General features: G+C 32.4%; 18 protein-coding genes and 1 riboswitch. Of the genes, 12 read left to right on the forward strand and 6 right to left on the reverse strand.

The annotated features are described in order from the left end of the window. Positions 1-17 precede the first annotated feature (17 nt). A riboswitch (SAM riboswitch) is annotated at positions 18-132 on the forward strand. Between the two features lie 68 nt (positions 133-200). Further along, positions 201-1,370: an aminotransferase class I/II-fold pyridoxal phosphate-dependent enzyme gene (locus NSU06_RS01695; protein WP_070549211.1), complete on the forward strand. Its 1,170-nt coding sequence runs from the start codon at positions 201-203 to the stop codon at positions 1,368-1,370. A 27-nt stretch (positions 1,371-1,397) separates the two neighbouring features. Beyond that, on the forward strand, positions 1,398-2,396 hold the full coding sequence (locus NSU06_RS01700) for a D-lactate dehydrogenase (RefSeq protein ID WP_340779201.1): 999 nt from the start codon (positions 1,398-1,400) through the stop codon (positions 2,394-2,396). A 38-nt stretch (positions 2,397-2,434) separates the two neighbouring features. On the opposite strand, the gene copZ is transcribed toward NSU06_RS01700, so the two are convergent. The 3 genes from copZ to NSU06_RS01715 all read right to left on the reverse strand — a co-directional run bounded on the left by copZ (position 2,435) and on the right by NSU06_RS01715 (position 5,461). Beyond that, positions 2,435-2,644 (reverse strand): copper chaperone CopZ, encoded by a 210-nt coding sequence (gene copZ, locus NSU06_RS01705; protein ID WP_002449345.1) that lies wholly within the window; start codon positions 2,642-2,644, stop codon positions 2,435-2,437. A gap of 88 nt (positions 2,645-2,732) precedes the next feature. Continuing rightward, positions 2,733-5,120 (reverse strand): heavy metal translocating P-type ATPase, encoded by a 2,388-nt coding sequence (locus NSU06_RS01710; RefSeq protein ID WP_079335308.1) that lies wholly within the window; start codon positions 5,118-5,120, stop codon positions 2,733-2,735. Positions 5,121-5,254: 134 nt separating this feature from the next. Beyond that, entirely contained in the window at positions 5,255-5,461 is a 207-nt protein-coding gene (locus NSU06_RS01715; RefSeq protein ID WP_017175086.1) for a hypothetical protein, read from the reverse strand. Between the two features lie 190 nt (positions 5,462-5,651). On the opposite strand from NSU06_RS01715, the gene NSU06_RS01720 reads away from it, so the two are divergent. The 3 genes from NSU06_RS01720 to NSU06_RS01730 all read left to right on the forward strand — a co-directional run bounded on the left by NSU06_RS01720 (position 5,652) and on the right by NSU06_RS01730 (position 9,944). Further along, complete coding sequence (locus NSU06_RS01720; RefSeq protein WP_019835151.1) at positions 5,652-6,521, forward strand: SDR family oxidoreductase; 870 nt, start codon at positions 5,652-5,654, stop codon at positions 6,519-6,521. Positions 6,522-6,616: 95 nt separating this feature from the next. Continuing rightward, a complete protein-coding gene (locus NSU06_RS01725; RefSeq protein ID WP_049416438.1) occupies positions 6,617-7,210 on the forward strand; it encodes a sugar O-acetyltransferase in 594 nt (197 codons plus the stop codon). A 226-nt stretch (positions 7,211-7,436) separates the two neighbouring features. Then, on the forward strand, positions 7,437-9,944 hold the full coding sequence (locus tag NSU06_RS01730; RefSeq protein WP_079335307.1) for a glycosyltransferase: 2,508 nt from the start codon (positions 7,437-7,439) through the stop codon (positions 9,942-9,944). A gap of 43 nt (positions 9,945-9,987) precedes the next feature. Here the strand turns inward: NSU06_RS01730 and NSU06_RS01735 are convergent, their stop codons facing one another. Further along, positions 9,988-10,938, reverse strand: a complete 951-nt coding sequence (locus NSU06_RS01735; RefSeq protein WP_079335306.1) for an NAD-dependent epimerase/dehydratase family protein — start codon at positions 10,936-10,938, stop codon at positions 9,988-9,990. 270 nt (positions 10,939-11,208) lie between these two features. Here NSU06_RS01735 and pruA point away from each other — a divergent pair, with 270 nt between their 5' ends. From pruA to NSU06_RS01755, 4 genes are all read left to right on the forward strand, one after another. Continuing rightward, entirely contained in the window at positions 11,209-12,753 is a 1,545-nt protein-coding gene (gene pruA, locus NSU06_RS01740) for an L-glutamate gamma-semialdehyde dehydrogenase (RefSeq protein ID WP_017175081.1), read from the forward strand. Positions 12,754-12,971: 218 nt separating this feature from the next. Further along, positions 12,972-13,199, forward strand: coding sequence for a FeoA family protein (locus tag NSU06_RS01745; RefSeq protein WP_002449375.1), 228 nt, complete (start codon positions 12,972-12,974; stop codon positions 13,197-13,199). 4 nt (positions 13,200-13,203) lie between these two features. Then, positions 13,204-15,198, forward strand: coding sequence for a ferrous iron transport protein B (gene feoB, locus NSU06_RS01750; protein ID WP_017175080.1), 1,995 nt, complete (start codon positions 13,204-13,206; stop codon positions 15,196-15,198). 11 nt (positions 15,199-15,209) lie between these two features. Beyond that, the gene (locus NSU06_RS01755; protein WP_017175079.1) at positions 15,210-15,398 is read left to right on the forward strand and encodes a FeoB-associated Cys-rich membrane protein; all 189 of its coding nucleotides are present in this window, start codon (positions 15,210-15,212) and stop codon (positions 15,396-15,398) included. 71 nt (positions 15,399-15,469) lie between these two features. Here NSU06_RS01755 and NSU06_RS01760 read toward each other — a convergent pair whose 3' ends face one another. After that, on the reverse strand, positions 15,470-16,018 hold the full coding sequence (locus tag NSU06_RS01760; RefSeq protein WP_017175078.1) for a TetR/AcrR family transcriptional regulator: 549 nt from the start codon (positions 16,016-16,018) through the stop codon (positions 15,470-15,472). A 326-nt stretch (positions 16,019-16,344) separates the two neighbouring features. Between NSU06_RS01760 and NSU06_RS01765 the strand changes: the two genes are divergently transcribed. Both NSU06_RS01765 and NSU06_RS01770 read left to right on the forward strand, forming a co-directional pair. Then, positions 16,345-16,809, forward strand: a complete 465-nt coding sequence (locus NSU06_RS01765; protein WP_017175077.1) for a hypothetical protein — start codon at positions 16,345-16,347, stop codon at positions 16,807-16,809. 151 nt (positions 16,810-16,960) lie between these two features. Continuing rightward, the gene (locus NSU06_RS01770) at positions 16,961-17,482 is read left to right on the forward strand and encodes a methylated-DNA--[protein]-cysteine S-methyltransferase (RefSeq protein WP_017175076.1); all 522 of its coding nucleotides are present in this window, start codon (positions 16,961-16,963) and stop codon (positions 17,480-17,482) included. A 120-nt stretch (positions 17,483-17,602) separates the two neighbouring features. Here NSU06_RS01770 and NSU06_RS01775 read toward each other — a convergent pair whose 3' ends face one another. Next, positions 17,603-18,769, reverse strand: coding sequence for a hydroxymethylglutaryl-CoA synthase (locus tag NSU06_RS01775; RefSeq protein ID WP_048762255.1), 1,167 nt, complete (start codon positions 18,767-18,769; stop codon positions 17,603-17,605). 112 nt (positions 18,770-18,881) lie between these two features. Here NSU06_RS01775 and NSU06_RS01780 point away from each other — a divergent pair, with 112 nt between their 5' ends. Further along, on the forward strand, positions 18,882-20,036 hold the full coding sequence (locus NSU06_RS01780; protein WP_019835142.1) for a thiolase family protein: 1,155 nt from the start codon (positions 18,882-18,884) through the stop codon (positions 20,034-20,036).

The raw sequence follows: 20,036 nt of genomic DNA on the forward strand, positions 1-20,036 counted from the left end.
AAGACTTAATACGTAAGAACTTATCGAGAGAAGTGAAGGGATTTGGCCCAATGAAACTTCAGCAACAGGCTTCATAAATATAAAGTACTGTGCTAACTCCAAGAGGATAATAAATAACCTCAAAGATAAGTGACATATATCTCATGAAGCTATATGCCACACAAAAGTGGTATATAGCTTTTTATTTAAGGAGGAATAACATGGTTATTTCAAAAAGATTAGCAGCCATTCCTGATAGCTATTTTGGAAAAACGATGGGACGTAAAGTAGAACATGGCCCTTTACCACTTATTAATATGGCAGTAGGCATTCCCGATGGTGAAACACCAGAAGGTATTATTGAGCATTTTTCTAAAGCGATTCGCATTCCTGAAAATCAAAAATATGGTGCCTTTCATGGTAAAGAATCATTTAAAGAAGCCATTGTTAATTTTTACCAACGTCAGTACAATGTGACATTAGATAAAGAGGATGAAGTATGTATTTTATATGGTACAAAAAATGGACTAGTAGCTTTACCTACATGTGTTGTTAATCCTGGAGAAAATGTGCTACTTCCGGATCCTGGATATACAGATTATTTAGCAGGAGTGATGCTCGCAGATGCCAATCCGGTTCCATTAAATTTAGATCCTCCAGATTATTTGCCAAATTGGGATAATGTAGATAAGAGCGTACTAGACAACACGACGCTTGTTTATTTAACGTATCCCAATAATCCAACAGGATCAACGGCTACAAAAGAAGTATTTGATGAAGCAATTGAACGATTCAAAGGTACAAAGACAAAAATCGTGCACGACTTTGCTTATAGTGCTTTTGGCTTTGATGCTAAAAATCCAAGCATACTTGCTTCAGAACACGGTAAAGATGTCGCCATTGAAATTTTCTCACTTTCAAAAGGATATAATATGTCAGGTTTCCGAGTGGGTTTTGCAGTAGGAAATAAAGACATGATTCAAGCATTAAAGAAATATCAAACGCATACAAATGCTGGAATGTTTGGTGCGTTACAAGATGCAGCGACGTATGCACTTAATCATTATGATGAATTTTTAGAAGAACAGAATGAAACATTTAAACGGCGTCGAGATAAGTTTGAAGCAAAATTAAGTGAAGCCCATCTACCATTTGTGCATTCTAAAGGTGGTATCTATTCATGGTTACGTACGCCTCCAGGTTATGATAGTGAAACCTTTGAGCAATATTTATTAAAAGAGAAATCTATTTTAGTTGCTCCAGGTATACCATTTGGTGAAAATGGAAAACATTACGTGCGTATCTCACTTGCATTAGATGATAAATGGTTAGAAGAAGCAGCTAGTAGGTTAATTGACCTAGCTGATATGTATAAAGCAAAGCATAGTTAAAAAATTATGAAGGAAGAGGATCAATATATGACCAAAATTAAAATTATGAGTGTAAGAGATGAAGATATACCATATATTAACGAGTGGGCGAAACAAAACAATGTTGATGTTGATTTAACCAAAGAAATGTTAACAGAGACAACAGTTGATACTGTAAAAGGATTTGATGGTCTATCGTTATCTCAACAACATCCAATTTCAGAAGAGGTTTTTGCGAAATTGAAACAATATGGAATTAAGCAAATTGCACAACGTAGTGCAGGATTTGATACGTATGACTTAGATTTAGCTACTAAGTACGACATCATTATCTCAAATGTACCCTCGTATTCTCCAAGTTCAATTGCTGAATTTGCTGTTACACAAGCCATCAATATTGTAAGGTATCAAAAACGTATTCAACATAAAGTGCATAATTATGACTTTCGTTGGGAACCTTCTATATTATCGCAATCTATCCGAGATTTAACTGTGGCAGTAATCGGTACTGGACGCATAGGTTCGATTGTGGCAGAAATTTTTGGAAAAGGTTATAACAGCAAGGTTGTCGCTTATGACCCATTTCCAAATAACGCTTTAGCAAAATTTGTTGATTATAAAGATACATTAGAAGAAGCAATTAAAGAAGCTGATATTGTTACCGTGCATATTCCAGCTACGAAATATAATCATCATTTGTTTAATGACGTTGTTTTTTCAAATTTTAAAAAAGGTGCCATATTTGTGAATGCGGCAAGGGGATCAATTGTAGATACACAAGCTTTACTTTCTGTTATAGATAGTGGTCGAATTAAAGGGGCTGCATTAGATACGTATGAATATGAAAGAGGATTATTCCCAGGTGATTATCGTGGAAAAGAGATAGATGATGTACTGTTAAAGCAACTTATCAAAAGAGAAGATATTATTTTAACACCACATATTGCTTTCTATACAGAAGCGGCTGTCAAAAATCTCATAGTAGATGCACTTGATGCAACTATGGATGTTTTAACTAGTGGTACGACTAAACTAAGGGTAAATTAAAATAAAAAAAGTTGGAGTATTACCTCCAACTTTTTTTATTATTCTTTAACATCATAGCCTTGATCTTCAATAGTATCATGTAAGTCTTTTGTTGAAACAAGTTCATCATTATAATCTACACGAACTTCGTTTTTATCAAGGTCTACTTCAGCAGTTCTGACACCATTAATTTTAGCTAATGCTGATTCGATTGTATTTTTACAATGGTCACAACTCATACCATCTACTTTAATGACTTTATTAATCATTGATTGTCACCTCCGAATATTTCATAATTACTATACCCATATTTTACGCTTTTTAAATTTTTATGAAAGTATAAAGTTTAAAATTCATTTATAATTTCATTCGTTTTAGACGTAATGCATTAGTTACAACGCTTACAGAACTTAATGCCATCGCTGCACCAGCAATCCATGGAGCGAGTAAGCCCATAGCAGCAATAGGAATACCAGCAGCATTATAACCGAACGCCCAAAAAAGATTCTGTTTAATATTTCGAATCGTTTTATGACTTGCGTGAATAGCTTTAGGTACTAAGGCAATGTCTCCACCTAAGATAGTAATATCAGCTGCTTCAATTGCGACTTCAGTACCTGTTCCCATGGCAATACCAATATCTGCTTGAACTAAAGCAGGTGCATCATTAATACCATCGCCAACCATCGCAACGTTTTCACCTTTATCTTGAAAATGAGCAACATGTTTAGCTTTATCTTCCGGAAGAACGTTGGCGATAACATGATCAATACCAACTTCATTTGCAATAGCTTGAGCTGTGGAGTGGTTATCACCTGTAATCATTACCGTACGTAAATCCATGTCTTTTAGTTCTTGAACTGCAACTTTGGCTTCAGATTTAACAGTGTCTGCTACAGCGATATAACCACGTAATATCTGATCATATGCAATCAACATGACAGTTTGTCCTTTTTGTTCAATTTGGGTAATTTCATCTAATAAAGATGCTGTATCAATATGATGATTTGACATTAATGATCGGTTGCCTATGAATAATGTCTTATTATTGATTGTAGCTTTAATACCATGACCTGGTAATGTTTCATAGTGCTCTATATTTGTTAAAGTAAGCTGTTTTGTTTTAGCGTACTTAACAATCGCGGTTGCCAAGGGATGTTCAGAATTATTTTCAGCAGAAGCTACATATTGTAATAAAGTATCATCACCTTTAAAGTAAGTCACTTCTGGTGTACCATGTGTCAATGTACCCGTTTTATCAAATACAACTGTATCAATTTGATGAGTACGTTCTACATATTCGCCACCTTTAAACAAGATACCTTCTTCTGCTGCACGTCCTGTACCAACCATTATAGAAGTTGGCGTTGCAAGTCCTAATGCGCATGGACAAGCAATGACTAATACAGAGATCATGGCAACGAGTGCATCTTCAAATTGACCAGGGTGAACGAAGATAATCCATATGATAAAAGTGAGTACGGCAATACCAATAACAATAGGTACGAAATAGCCAGAAATTATATCTGCTAAACGTTGAATAGGTGCCTTTGAACGTTGCGCTTCTTCAACTACTTTAATAATATTAGATAAAGCAGTATCTTGACCTACTTTTGTTGCTTGAATGGTAATGACACCATTTTTATTTAGTGTTGCACCAATCACTTCATTATCAACCGTTTTATCTATAGGCATGGATTCTCCAGTTAGCATGGATTCATCTACTGTTGTTGTCCCTTTAATGACTTTTGCATCTACTGGGATTTTTTCTCCTGGTTTAACAAGTAATGTGTCTCCAACTTGAACGTTTTGAAGCGGAACCATTGTTTCTGTTCCATCATCTTTAATGAGACGTGCTTCTTTGGCTTGTAAATTTAATAATTGATTTAAAGCGTGTGTTGTTTGTGATTTTGCACGTGCTTCTAAATACTTGCCAAATAGAATTAAAGTGATTAAAACAGCACTGGTTTCAAAATAAAGGTGGGGCTGTGCGTTTGAATCTAATAACCATTTACTCATTTCGTAAATACTATAGAAATAAGCTGCACTAGTACCAAGTGCTACAAGAACATCCATATTGGCACCACCATTACGTAAATTCTTGTACGCGCCAACATAAAATTGCCATCCTATAATAAATTGAATGGGAGTGGCTAAGATAAATTGAAACCAAGGGTTCATAAATATTTCAGGTAACGGTACATTAAATAAATGAACAAGCATAGTTAAAAGTAATGGAAAAGCTAATATTGCTGAAATAATGAGTTTATTACGTTTCCTTTTTAATTCTTGAACTTTACGAGAAGCTTGTTCTTTTTTTGATTGTTTAGGTTTAGCATCATAGCCGAGATGTTGTATTCGTCCAATGAGCGTATCAACATCAGTTTGACCTGGATAATAATCGATTGTTGCTTGTTCTGTGGTTAGATTGACTGTTGCTTGCTTAACGCCTGTTGTTTTATTTAATACTTTTTCAATACGATTAGAACAAGCGGCACACGTCATACCTATAACGTCTAGTTCACTTTTATCTGTTTCAACGTCATATCCTAATTTTTGGATCGTTTCAATAAAATCGCTTATTTCATATTGATCATTAGGATAATCAATGGTTGCTTTTTCAGTTGCCAGATTCACTTGAGCATGAACGCCATCTATTTTATTCAATCGTTTTTCAATACGATTAGAACAAGCGGCACATGTCATACCAATGATATTCAAGGTAATTTGATGATTTTGAGTCATATTTTCGTCCTCCTACCATCTTCAATATACCCCCTTAGGGTATATTAGTCAATGACCTTGCTTAATAAAAAAAGAACAACGTTACTCTAAATAAAATGAGTATATTGTTCTTTTATTCATGATAGCTATGAATATTAAAAGAAATCAGATGGTTTAAAATGACTTAAATCTAAATCTTTAAAATTATTGAAATTTGGGTGAGTGATAGATTGTATAAGTTCACCACTTTTAGCTTCATTATAGTATTGGTTAGCTTCATTCATTAAATCATGATCTTGAACTGTTTTTACAAGCCCTAAAATGATAAGAATAGTAATGATACCCTTTAGAATGCCTTTCATATTGTAACACTCCTTTTTTATCTCTATATGAGTCATTTTTAGATTAATTATATTATAAAGATTCTATGTTAAAATTTCATGCATCTGTAGTATGGACTTTATATCATTCAAAAGTAGTAAGTGTAATCATTTTGTTTTAAAAATTAAAGAAATGGGAACGGTTAAGTAAATAAAGAAGGAGTGAAGATGTATGGACTTATTAGATTTTCATAAAAAAATTAAAGGTTATACACAAGAAAAACAACCAGGTTCTGAAAAAGACATGGATCCTAGACCTATTGCTGAAATGGAAGAATACAAAGCAGGCGGTAAACTAAAAGGAAAAGTCGCATTAATTACTGGTGGTGACTCCGGTATTGGTCGTTCAGTAGCGATTTTATATGCCAAAGAAGGCGCTGATGTAGCTATTGGTTATTATAATGAACATGAAGATGCTGAAGATACTGTCAATCGTTTAAAAGAAATCGGCGTTAAAGCAAAAGCATATTCTCATGATTTAAAAGATGCTGATCAATCAAAAGAACTTATTGAAAATGTTGTTAACGATTTTGGTGGTCTCAATATATTAGTAAATAATGGCGGCGTGCAATTTCCTAATGAAGACTTTTTAGATATTAAACCAGAACATTTCAATGAAACATTTAAAACAAATATTTTTGGGATGTTTTTCTTAACACAAGCTGCAGTACCTCATTTAAGTAAAGGTGATGCAATTGTTAATACAACAAGTGTAACGGCTTATCGTGGTTCTGGTCATCTTATTGATTACTCAGCAACGAAAGGTGCTATTGTGTCGTTCACACGTTCTATTGCAACATCATTGATGGAAAAAGGAATTCGTGTTAATGGTGTAGCGCCAGGTCCAATTTATACTCCATTAATTCCATCAACATTTGATGAAGATAAGGTAGAAAATCAAGGTGGAGATACACCAATGGGTCGACGTGGTCAACCTGCTGAACTTGCGCCAGCTTATGTATTCTTAGCAAGTTATGCAGATAGTTCTTATATTACAGGTCAAATTATCCATGTTAATGGTGGCGACTATATTACGTCTTAGTATGTAGTACTTACGAAGATAATAAAGTATTCTGTCTACGTATAACCGTAGGGAGAATACTTTTTATATTTATAGAAAGAAAAGAGGAAAAGACAATGACTGAAAAAGAAAAAATGTTAGCACACGAATGGTATGATGCAAATTTTGATGAGGAATTAAGAATGGACAGACAGCGTGCTAAAGACTTATGCTTTGAATATAATCATACGCGACCTAGTGATAGAGAAAAACGACAAGCGATTTTAAAAGAATTACTTGGCTATGAAGCGAAACAACTTTCAATCAGCAGTCCATTTGACACAGATTATGGTTGGAATATAAAAGTTGGAGAAAACGTGTTTATCAATAGCAATAGTTATTTAATGGATGGTGGTGGCATTACGATTGGCGATAACGTCTTTATAGGACCATCATGTGGACTATATACAGCACATCATCCACTTAATTATCAAGATCGTAATAAAGGATGGGAATTGGCAAAACCTATTCATATAGGAAGTAATATTTGGTTTGGTGCGAGTGTGACAGTTACGCCAGGCGTTTCAATTGGTGATGGCTCAGTTATTGCAGCAGGTAGTGTTGTAACAAACGATATTCCACCGAATAGTTTAGCTGCTGGAGTGCCAGCAAAAGTGATAAGAACGATTGACCAAAATGAAACAATAAATATGCCTAATCACTTTGAATAATATAGTAACCAACCTTTAAGTAGGAACACGTATACTTAAAGGTTGATTTTTTATATAAAATAACAATGTGTATTGAAATTAAATATTTATTATATAATATAATTAAATGATATAATTGTAGAGTGCTGAATATGTGTATTACTATATGTGCATCATTGAAATCGTTCAATTCATTTTAATGAAACAACTTAAGAGAAATAAAAGCAACTTAGAAAGGATAATGAATATGACACTTAAGACATGTCTTACAAATCAATTAAGACGTAAATCGAATTTTTTATTTACGCCAATACGAAGAAAAAATAAATCTGCTTATACAAGTAAAGTAATGACTTACGCTAAATATTATAAAAAGAATAATGTTAAGGAATATCAGATATTATATCAAGTGAGAGATGGAAAAAGTATCACAGATAGTCCATATGCAATATTTAAAAGTTTAATTCAGCAACCTCGTTATCGTAAATATAAACACATATGGGTAGTAGATCATAACGAAACATTGCTATTTTATAAAGCAAGATTTAAGCACTATAAAAATGTAGAGTTTGTTATTAAAGAATCAAGAGAATATTTGAAAGCATTAACGGAGAGTAAGTATTTAATTAATAATTCTACTTTTCCATCCTATTTCATTAAAAAGCCAAAGCAAATCTATATCAATACATGGCATGGGACACCTTTAAAATATATGGGATTAGACATTGAAAATAGTCTTTATGGTTCTCAAAATATTATTAAAAACTTTTTAAGTAGTGATTACTTAATTAGTCCTAATCACCATACGACGACAATTTTTAAACGAGCCTTTAGACTTGAAAATATTTATGGTGGAGAATTGTTGGAAATTGGATATCCTAGAATTGATTTAACTTTAAATTCAAATCGAAAAGACATGATTAGCGAGTTGAATCATTATCTTCATATTAGTAAAGAACAAAGTATTTTATTGTATTGTCCAACTTGGAGAGGCGAGGATGTCAATGCACCAGAGGCAAGTTTAAATCATATCGTTGAAGAAGTTGAAAAACTTAAACATCACCTAGATTATCAAGTGTTAGTCAAAGTACATCCTTATTTATATAAAGACGCGCTTAAAATAAAACGTTTAAAACCTTATTTAATTCCTGATTATTTTGATACCAATGAAATATTAGCGATCGTTGATTTAATGATTACAGATTATTCAAGTATCTTCTTTGACTATTTAGTAACCAATAAACCGATTGTCTTCTATACTCCAGATTTGGATGAATATCAATCATCACGAGGTATGTATATTGCTAATCGTGACCTACCTGGTCCTGTCGTTCATCATATTGAAGATGTGATTACAGCGATCAAGCAAAAAGTATATGATGATGATTCAGTAAAGAAAAAATATCAATATTTTAAAAGTCAATATACCTATCTAGATGATGGAACTGTTACTGAAACACTTATTAACATACTATTTGAGGGTAAACATAAGCGTTCTAAACGTAAGATCTGTGCTAAGAAAAGAGTGTTAATTTATCCTGGTGGTATGAAAAATAATGGTATTACAACGTCTATCATTAATTTATTAGAAAATGTCGATTATGAAACATATGACATTACATTGTTTACTAATAAAAGTAAAAATCTTGAAGTTTTAAATAACTTAAATAGTATTAATAAGAACGTTAGGATTATTTTGAGAGTACCTCCATTAGCAGCATCATTGAAAGAAACGTATAGTATCGATTTCGTAAGACAGAGAGGATTAAAAAGTACGTTAGAGCATTTGATATATCCGAAGAAAGTATACGAAAGAGAAATGCGAAAAGTATTAGGTCATAGCCAATTCGACTATGCGATTGATTTTAGTGGGTATTCTATGTTTTGGGCTAATTTAATTTTAGCAACAAAAGTAAAACGTAAATTGATTTATTTACATAGTGATATTAAAGCAGATATGGAAAGAAAAGTTAACGGTGTTAAAATACATTATCAAAATTTAAAAGGTGTACTCTCGCTGTATAGTCAATTTGATCAATTAGTATGTGTATCCGATGCTTCTAAAAATCAAAATAAACAGAAGATCAATGATAAATCATTGAATAAGAAATTTGTCACTTCTAGAAATACGATTAATTTGAATAAAATCAATCAATTAAAATTAGATGACTCTGAAAAATTTGAAAAACAACACCAATCGGTACTCGTACGCATCAATAATGGGGATATAAGTTCAGTACCATTTAAGGAAGACGATTTCAAAATTGTAACTGCAGGACGATTATCACCTGAAAAAGGCTTTGACTTACTTATTGATGCATTTAGTAAAGTACATGTCAGTCATCCGCATACAAAGTTATATATTATGGGAGAAGGCCCTATCCGTGTTCAATTAGAACAACAAATAAAAAGGTTGAAATTAGAAAAACATGTCTTTTTATTAGGTCAAAGGAAGAATCCATACTATATCATGAAACAAGCAGACGTCTTCTGCTTAACGTCTCATTATGAAGGACAATCAATGGTATTACTTGAAGCATTAACTTTAAAAGTTAATATTATCGCGTCAGATATTATAGCAAACCGCTATGTACTCGGTAATGGTAAATATGGCACTCTTGTGAGTCATGATATTGATGATATCACCGTCGCATTAGAACAGTGTATTCAAAAACAACCATCTCAATATGAAGTATTTAACGCACAAAAATATAATCAATTAGCACTTAAAGAGTTTTATAAACTACTCAAATAGTAAAAAACGGTTAGCATATTAATAAAAGCTAACCGTTTTTCTATTAAATAGTGATGTTGTTATGTTTATTATAAGTCAAATAAGCTGTAATACCTTCTTCGATACTATATTTAGGTTTGTAACCTAATGCTTTGAGTGGGGTAATGTCAGCACAAGAATGTTTAATATCTCCAAGACGGGGATCTTCAAATTGATAAGGTATATGATAATCAAAGCCATGTTCAAACGATTGAAAAACAGCTTTCAAATTTGTTTGTGTTCCTGTGCCTACATTATAGATAAAACCATCCGTTAGAGTAGTATTAAGAACAATTGATAGAGCATTGATTAAATCATCGATATAAACAAAATCACGTGTTTGTTCACCATCTCCATAAAATGTAAAGGTTGAATGATTTAAAAACTTAGTATTCATAATAGAAATGACTCCTGAATAATCAGATGTTGGATTTTGTCTAGGACCGTAAATATTAAAGAATCTTAGACAAGTACAAGGAATTTGATATAAATGATTATAAATCTTAGCATATTGTTCTCCAGCGTACTTTTGAATAGCATATGGAGATAATGGAAATGGTTTAGATTGTTCTACGGATTTAGGTAAATCGGGTAGATGACCATAAATAGCTGCAGAAGAAGCAAATATGACTTTTTTAATATTTGGATTATATGTTCGAATAGCTTCTAATATATTGACAGTAGCATCTATATTAATACGATTGGATAATTCTGGCTTTTCGATAGTTTCTACTACACTCACCATAGCAGCTAAATGAATGACAAAATCAAATTGTTCTTTTTGTATTAACTGTGTTACAAATTCAAAATCGGTGATGTCTTTAATATAAATATGTTCATTGTTCACAAAAGGTATATTCTTTAAAAAACCGGAACTTAAATTGTCAATAACATGTACTTCTGTGTCATGTTTCATAAAATATTCTGCTACATGGGAGCCAATAAAGCCTGCTCCACCAGTGATAAGTGCTTTCATATATATACTTCCTTTTCTAGATGTCGGTTGATTGTGTTGTGATTATTATACTTTATTTTATTTAAATTATAAATTATTTATATAATAAAGTGTATTGATAGGGCTACATTAGTATTTGAATAAAAGGTCAAACAAACAATTTTGTAAGCGGTTGCAAATGAAGGAGTAAGCATAGTAAAATGAAGTTAATGATAGAAAATATCATGATTAAGAAACAAAGGGTTAGAGAATGAATTTAAATACTTAAAAACATATAGGGGGTAATGAAGTATGGTAGTACCTTTCAAAAATGAACCTGGTATTGATTTTTCTGTACAAGAAAATGTTGAAAGATTTCAAAAAACGTTAGAAAAAGTAAAACATAGTTTAGGTAAAACGCTTCCTATTGTCATTGATGGTGAACATATCATTAAAGATGATACATTCGATTCAATTAATCCAGCGAATACATCTGAATTAGTAGCTAAAGTGTCAAAAGCGACAAAAGACGATGTAGATAACGCATTTGAATCTTCAAACAAAGCTTATGACGCATGGCGTAAATGGTCACACAAAGATCGTGCTGAATTAATGCTTCGTGTCGCAGCAATAATTCGTCGTCGTAAAGAAGAAATTGCAGCAGTCATGGTGTATGAAGCGGGTAAACCTTGGGATGAAGCAGTTGGAGATGCGGCTGAAGGTATTGACTTTATAGAATATTATGCTCGTTCAATGATGGAACTTGCAGATGGTAAACCGGTCTTAGATCGTGAAGGTGAACACAATCAATATTTCTATAAACCGATTGGTACAGGTGTAACCATTCCACCCTGGAACTTCCCATTTGCAATTATGGCAGGTACAACATTAGCACCAGTGGTTGCAGGTAATACAGTGTTATTGAAACCTGCTGAAGACACAGTGCTTACTGCATATAAACTGATTGAAATTTTAGAAGAAGCAGGCTTACCTAAAGGTGTGGTAAACTTTGTGCCTGGTGATCCTAAAGACATTGGTGACTACTTAGTTGATTCTGTGCATACACATTTTGTGACATTCACAGGGTCTCGTGCAACAGGAACACGCATTTACGAGCGTAGTGCAGTTGTGCAAGAAGGTCAAACTTTCTTAAAACGTGTGATTGCTGAAATGGGTGGTAAAGACGCGATTGTAGTAGATGAAGGTGTAGATACAGACTTAGCTGCACACTCTATTGTAACGTCAGCGTTCGGATTCTCCGGTCAAAAGTGTTCAGCATGTTCACGTGCCATTGTGCATAGCGCTGTTTATGATGAAGTCTTAGAAAAAGCAATTGAGTTAACAAAAGATTTAACAATAGGTAATACTGTCAATAATACATTTATGGGTCCTGTTATTAATAAAAAACAATTCGATAAAATTAAAAAATATATTGAAATTGGTAGTAAAGAAGGAAAAATTGAAATTGGTGGAGAAGTGGATGATTCAACAGGTTACTTTATCCATCCAACAATCATTTCAGGATTAACATCTTCTGATCAAGTGATGCAAGAAGAAATCTTTGGCCCTGTAGTTGGCTTCACCAAATTCGATAACTTTAATGAAGCCATTGATATTGCAAATGATACAGATTATGGCTTAACAGGAGCGGTCATCACAAACAATCGTGAACATTGGATTCAAGCTGTAAATGAATTTGATGTAGGTAACTTATATCTAAATCGTGGATGTACTGCAGCTGTTGTAGGTTACCACCCATTTGGTGGTTTCAAAATGTCAGGTACAGACGCTAAAACAGGCAGTCCTGACTATTTATTAAACTTCTTAGAACAAAAAGTCGTATCAGAGATGTTCTAACATAACTAAGTGGTAGGTGCTGTGGAAAGTCGAATTCGTTCGATTTTCCATAACTTTTTTTATAGTCTAAATAAGAAAATAAATACGCTAAACAATGTATGAATCGTATATAAAATTTATGAAAAATGAATAAATAAATGATTGTAAAAGTAAGTGAAAAAGGTTATCATTTAAGTGTTGAGAATGATTATTAATTACAAATAGAAAGTGTGACTGGAATGATAAATGTAAGCACTGCATCAAAAGATAAAAAGTATGTAGTTAAACAAATTGATATTCAAAATAAAAATATGCTATATCGTTTAGGTGCCTTTGGCTTAAATGTAGGTAGTAAAATCAGTATTAAACAAAAGTGCTTGTTAAATGGACCAAGTGTTGTTGAAATTAATGGCCAATGTGTAAGCATTCGTCAACGTGATGCACGTTTAATTATGTTAGAGGAGTAAGCCTATGCACGAAAGCTTCTGTATATTAGGTAATCCAAATGTAGGAAAGACATCATTGTTTAATGCACTAACCGGTTCGTATGAATACATTGGAAACTGGAGTGGCGTTACAGTTGAAAAGAAAGTTGGACAATTAAAGAAAGATATTGGCAATTTAATCGATTTACCGGGTATTTATGATTTATCACCTATTTCTAAAGATGAAACAATCGTCACAGACTATCTGATGACAAATACATTTACAGGTATGATTAACATTATTGATGCCAGTCAATTAAAGAGAAACCTTCAACTTACAATACAATTAATGGAATTAAATGAACCTATTATCATTGGATTAAATATGGTAGATGTGGCAACGCAAAGAGGTATTAAAATTAAATATGAAGGTCTAATGAGAAAACTGAAAGTACCTGTATTTCCCATTGTTGCTCGTAAAGGAAAAGGTACGGAGGAATTGCTAAATGAATTGTCTTTTTTAAATCCAAAAGAAAAACGTAACTTCAAAATCAGTTATGGTAAAGAAACTGAAGATGCGATTAAGCAAATGACTTCTATCATTCAAGCACATACAGAATATCCTTCAAAACGTTTACGCTTTATAGCAATTCAGTATTTATTAGACAATCCGGAAATCGAGCGAGAACTACCTTCAGTCATTTCCGAACAAATTGAACCTATTAAAGAGAAGTTAAGTCAACACTTAGATATATCAATACGACAACATATTGAAATAATTCGAAATCAATACATTGATCGTCTATTAGATGGTGTCGTTGAATATCCGAATGAAGAACAGCAATTTTTAACTGAAAAACTCGATAAAATAATAATGAATAGATACTTAGGTATTCCAATATTTCTAGTCATTATGTGGCTGATTTTTCAAACGACCTTTACTTGGATAGGAACACCATTATCAGATCAGCTCGATGCTTTCTTTAGCGGACCGCTCACAGACTGGTTAAAGGCAGGCATGCATTATATACATGTTGCGCCATTTCTACAGAATTTGATTACAGATGGTATTGTAGCTGGAGTAGGTTCAGTCTTAGTATTTGTGCCACAAATTATTGTATTATTCTTCTTTATTTCACTTTTAGAAGATTCAGGATATATGGCACGAATTGCAGTTTTAATGGATAGAACAATGGAATCAATAGGATTAAGTGGTAAATCATTTATTCCAATGATTATTGGATTTGGTTGTAATGTACCTAGTATTATGGCAACACGGAGTATTGAAAATGAAAAAGAAAGACTCATCACTATTTTAATTGCACCTTTCATGTCATGTTCGGCGCGATTGCCAGTATATGCTATTTTTGTAGGAGTATTTTTTGAAAAGTATCAATCTCTTGTAGTGCTAAGTTTATATGTATTAGGAATTGTAGTGGCATTAATTGTAAGTACATTACTTAACAAGTTTATTCTTAAAAGTGAGAATTCCGTATTTATTGTAGAACTACCTACATATAGAGTGCCATCAGTTAAAACGTTATGGAGAAGTACTTGGGAAAAAGCAAAAGGATTTGTTAAAAAAGCAGGTACATTTATTTTTGGTGGTTCTGTAGTCATTTGGGCATTGAGTTACATCGGTCCTCATGGGGTGAATGTACAGATTGATGAAAGCTTCATGCATAGTATTGGAGAATTCTTTGGACATCTAATTGCTCCATTAGGATTTGGTAGTTGGCAAGCAGGCGCTACGTTAATTCCAGGATTCTTAGCCAAAGAAGTCATTGTAAGTTCTATGGCTATCCTGTATTCTTCTAGTGAAGGTGGTTTAGTGAATGTCATTCAACAACAGTTCACACCTTTATCTGCCTATGCCTTTATGATTTTTATATTATTATATGTGCCATGTATTTCAACTGTTGCAACAATTCGTAAAGAAACAACATCATGGAAATGGACACTTACAGCATTAATTTATCCAATTTTTACAGCGTATATATTAACATTTGCATTTTATCAAATAACAAAACTATTTATATAAGGATGATGACAATGACTTTATTAATAAACGTAATCATTTTTGTTGCTATTTTTGGTTACGCTGCGTATACATTATATAAATTCTTTAATCGCTCTACTCAAGGAAAATGTGGTGGTTGTGATACAGATTGTAGTTGTGATATTAATGCATCTAGCGAGTTAAATGAATTAAAATTAAATCATATAAAAAACAATAATTAATAATAAATAAAACCCGTTGAATTAATTCGACGGGTTTTATTTACTAAAACGATATAACGATTGTTTGATCATTAATTAATCGTTTTAATATTAACTAATTTATGAAAAATTTCATCCATTTCTTTAGGTGTAAGTGTTGTCTCCTCATTTTTTTGCCACTCTAAAAAACCATCTATAATTGAACCAAAAACATAGAAAACTAAGCTTTTAGGAATGGTTTCTTCAAGTGCTATCCGATCCATATTTTCATAAAAATCATTTTTGATAATATCTATAAGAAACTGATTTCTAACTTTGTTGTATTCATTATCTTCTTCTTGCATGTATTCGATTCTAGACAATGTTTCACGATTTAATGAATTAGACAAAACTTGAAACGGACGATTAATACGTTCCTTAATATCAATTGCAAAGTAATTTTTTCCAATGACTTCAAGTAAATAGACGAGTAGTTCATATTTATCATAAAAGTGTTTATAAAATGTAGTACGATGAATACCAGCATTTTCACAAATTTTATGAACTGTAATAGAAGAGAAGGGTTCTATTTCTAGTAAAGCATATAAACTACTCGTTAACGCTTTCTTAGTCTTTATCACTCTTAAATCTTTATCATTCATGTCTTTCTCCCCTAACATGTAAACTATAAAATATTTATATAGAGATACATAATATATGATTATAGAATAGAAATATCTATAAATAAATAGAGAATAACTAATAAATTATAATTTAATAAAAGAAATGATTTTTTATGTTTAGCATTAAATAATTTACAATATAGAAAAGTTTTAACTAGGATGAATAGGGTATACAAAATTTAAAGAAATTAATTAGAATTATAAATAAAAATTAAAAAATTATAGAAAAATAGTATTCTTTATAGAATGATTCAATGTTAATTCGATAAAAGATAAAAATACTCTATACTGGAGGATGGTATAATATGAAAGGTAGTAAAAGATTAGATCAAATTAAAGAAGATAATAAAAAGCAACTTAAAAAATTATTTAAGTATGACAAAAATAATGCTTTATCATTTAGTAAACAAGATCGTGAAAAAGTTCAAGATAAATTTGGTGTATATGTTATTTTTGATAAAAAAACACCAATATTTGTAGGTCAAACTGGAGGATATTCAACAGGTTATCAACCTATTACGAAAGACTTATTTAATAAAATGGGACAATATAACTTAAAATCTGGTGTAGGCACAACAAAATTTAAAAAAGGCTTAGCTCAACAAAAAGGTGTAAGCGAAGACGATATTAAATCAATCACAGCTGAAGATTATGGATTAAAATTCCAATATGTAAATGTGAAAGATGAGCCAGCGTTTATCAATATATTAGAAATTTTAGCATTAGAATATGCTAAAGATAAAGGTTATGAATTATATAACTTCAATTAAGAATTATTGTGTTATTAAAATAAACTTAGTATTAAAAAGTTATTAATAAATGTGTCAGAATGGATTAATGGGAGCGAGAAGAGGAATTCAAATGAATTCAGTCTCGCTTCTTATTTTTTATTACAATACAATAGAGTAAGGAGGAAGCTATATGTCTTATTCAATGCTTTATCAATCTCCAGTAGGTAATTTAGAAATCATTACAGACGGAGAAGTAGTGACGCAATTAGAATATTTATATCAATACACACATTTACGTTTTCCTACAAATCATGAATTATATATTTTTAAAAAAGTAAAACGATGGCTTGATGACTATTTCTTAGGAAATAATCCAGAGATTGATTTTCCTTTACAACCTCATGGTACACCTTTTCAACAAGAAGTATGGGCTTATCTTAATACGATTCCATATGGAGAGCTTACTACTTACGGAACGATTGCCAAACATATCGGTCAATTATTAAACAAACCAAAAATGTCTGCACAAGCTGTAGGTGGAGCGGTAGGAAAAAATCCAATTTCTATCATCATTCCTTGTCATCGCGTTGTAGGAAAAGATGGTAGTTTAACAGGATATGGTGGAACAATTGATAATAAAATTAAATTGTTAGAAATTGAAAATGTGAATATGAGTCAATTATATCGACCATTATACACAACTAAACCATAAATAAAAGGCGCCTAAGACATAATTCGTTGTCTTAGGCGTTTATAATGTGTTGGGGAGATGGGATGACGAATTCATTTTGAGTTCGTCGTCCCATCTTTTTTAATATCTGAGTGATATACATTATTCAGGAGAATGATAATATCTAATATCATCTTCAATGTTTTCTAAATAAAAGATATTTTTATCGTTTTCTACGTTTTCAATCTCATGATCGAAAGATAAATCATCAAAACGTCTGAAGAATGATTCGTATTCTTTTACAGATACTTCTTGACGTTCATTTAATAAAGCTTGATGTGCTTTTTTATCTAAGTGTTGTTCAAAACCTTCCACTACTGTGGCGCTAAAGAATTCTCCCACAGACCCAGAACCATAACTAAAAAATCCAATTGTTTGCCCAGGAGTTAAAGTTCTGTTTTCAAGTAATGAAATTAAGCTTAAATAAAGTGATCCAGTATATATATTACCTACATAGCGATTATAGTATACAGCATCTTCATAACCAGACGTTAATCGAGATTGAGTCGTTTCATCAGTATCATTAATGATAGAATCTAATGCTTTTTTGCCCATTTTAGTAAAAGGCACGTGGAAACATAATGATTCAAAATCGGATAATGATTTATCTTCACGACGTGCATACTCTTTCCAACTTTCTTGGAATGATTCAATATATGCGTCTTTTGATAACGCGCCTGCAACAAGTGGATATTTATGGCCAGTCGGTCTCCAGAAATCATACACATCTGCTGTATAAGCAACAGCATCATCGTTTAATTGTAAAATACGAGGCTGATGTGAAATTAACATTGCCACTGCACCAGCACCTTGTGTAGGTTCACCGCCTGACTCGATACCATAACGTGCTGTATCACTTGCAATGACCAATACTTTTTCGTTAGGACGGTTTGCAAGATAATCTTTAGCAAGTTGAATTGCAGGTGTAGCTGCATAGCAAGCTTCTTTCATTTCAAAACAACGTGCAAAAGGTTGGATATTTAATAAATGATGAATTTGAACTGCTGCAGCTTTAGCGTTGTCGATAGCAGATTCAGTAGCAACGATAACCATTCCAATATGTTTTTTATCATCTTCTGTTATAATATCTTTAGCAGCATTGGCTCCCATTGATACAATATCTTGAGATACTGGACTTACTGCCATTTGTGTTTGTCCAATCCCAATTAAAAATTTGTTTGGATCAACTTGACGAGCTTCTGCAAGCTTCGCCATGTCTACATAGTATTTAGGGACATAAAAATTGATTTTATCGATACCTATATTCACAGGCATGTCATCCTTTCGAATAGTCTAATTTTAACAATACAATACTCTGTATTTTACCAAAATAAATTACTAAAATACAATTATATATATACTACAGGCAAGGAGATAAAGAATGAAACAAATCGCTATTGTAAGTGCTAAAAGAACGCCAATTGGCAGATATAAAGGGAAATTGAGAAATTATTCAGCTGTTGAACTAGGTACAACAGCTTTAAAAGGAGCTATTGAATCAATTGATATCGATCCAGCTCTTATTGAACAAGTTATTTTCGGAAATGTCTTACAAAGTGGTATAGGACAAAATTCTGCACGACAAATTGCTATTAAATCAGGTATTCCTGATACAACTCCAGCGATGACGATTAATGAAGTATGTGGTTCAGGACTGAAAGCAATTATTTTAGGGAAGCAACTTATTCAGTTAGGGGAAGCTAAAGTCGTTGCTGTTGGTGGTGTTGAAAGTATGACTAATGCACCTAAACTTATTTTAAAAGACGGAGAAGATCCTGTAGAAAGTTTTATGCATGATGGATTAACGGATGCTTTCCATTATGTTCCAATGGGTGTCACAGCAGAAAATATAGCCGAAAAATATCATGTAACACGTGAAATGCAAGACGAGTTTGCTAACCATTCTCATGCTAAAGCTGCAAAGGCAGTTGAAGAAGGTAAATTTGATAATGAAATTATAAAAATGACAGACGCTGAAGGTAATGAGATGACTTCTGATGAAGGTATAAGACCAAATAGTAGTGTCGAAAAATTATCTACTTTGAAAACAATATTTAAAGAGAATGGAACAGTCACTGGTGGTAATGCTTCAAGTATTAATGATGGATCATCTGCCCTTATTTTAATGGAAGCAACATTTGCAAAAGAACATGGATTTGAAATTCTTGGCATAGTAGGCGATTACGCTGAAGTAGGTTGCGATCCACAATACATGGGGTATGCACCTTTTTATGCAGTAGAAAAATTATTAGAAAAAACACATCAACACATTAATGATATTGATATTATAGAAATGACTGAAGCATTTGCAGCTCAAAGTATACCTGTTAAGGATCATTTAAAAATACCTGATAACATTTTAAATATTTATGGTGGTGCCATTGCGCTAGGACATCCTATTGGTGCAAGTGGTGCACGTCTTGTTACAACACTTGTGAATGCTTTAGAACAAGAACATCAACATACAGGTATCGCAACAGCTTGTATTGGCGGAGGACTAGGTATTGCTTTAATGATTGAAAAGGGAGTACATTAA

This window comes from Staphylococcus sp. FSL W8-1270, from assembly GCF_038007165.1.
In the GTDB taxonomy this organism is placed as follows: Bacteria; Bacillota; Bacilli; order Staphylococcales; family Staphylococcaceae; genus Staphylococcus; species Staphylococcus hominis.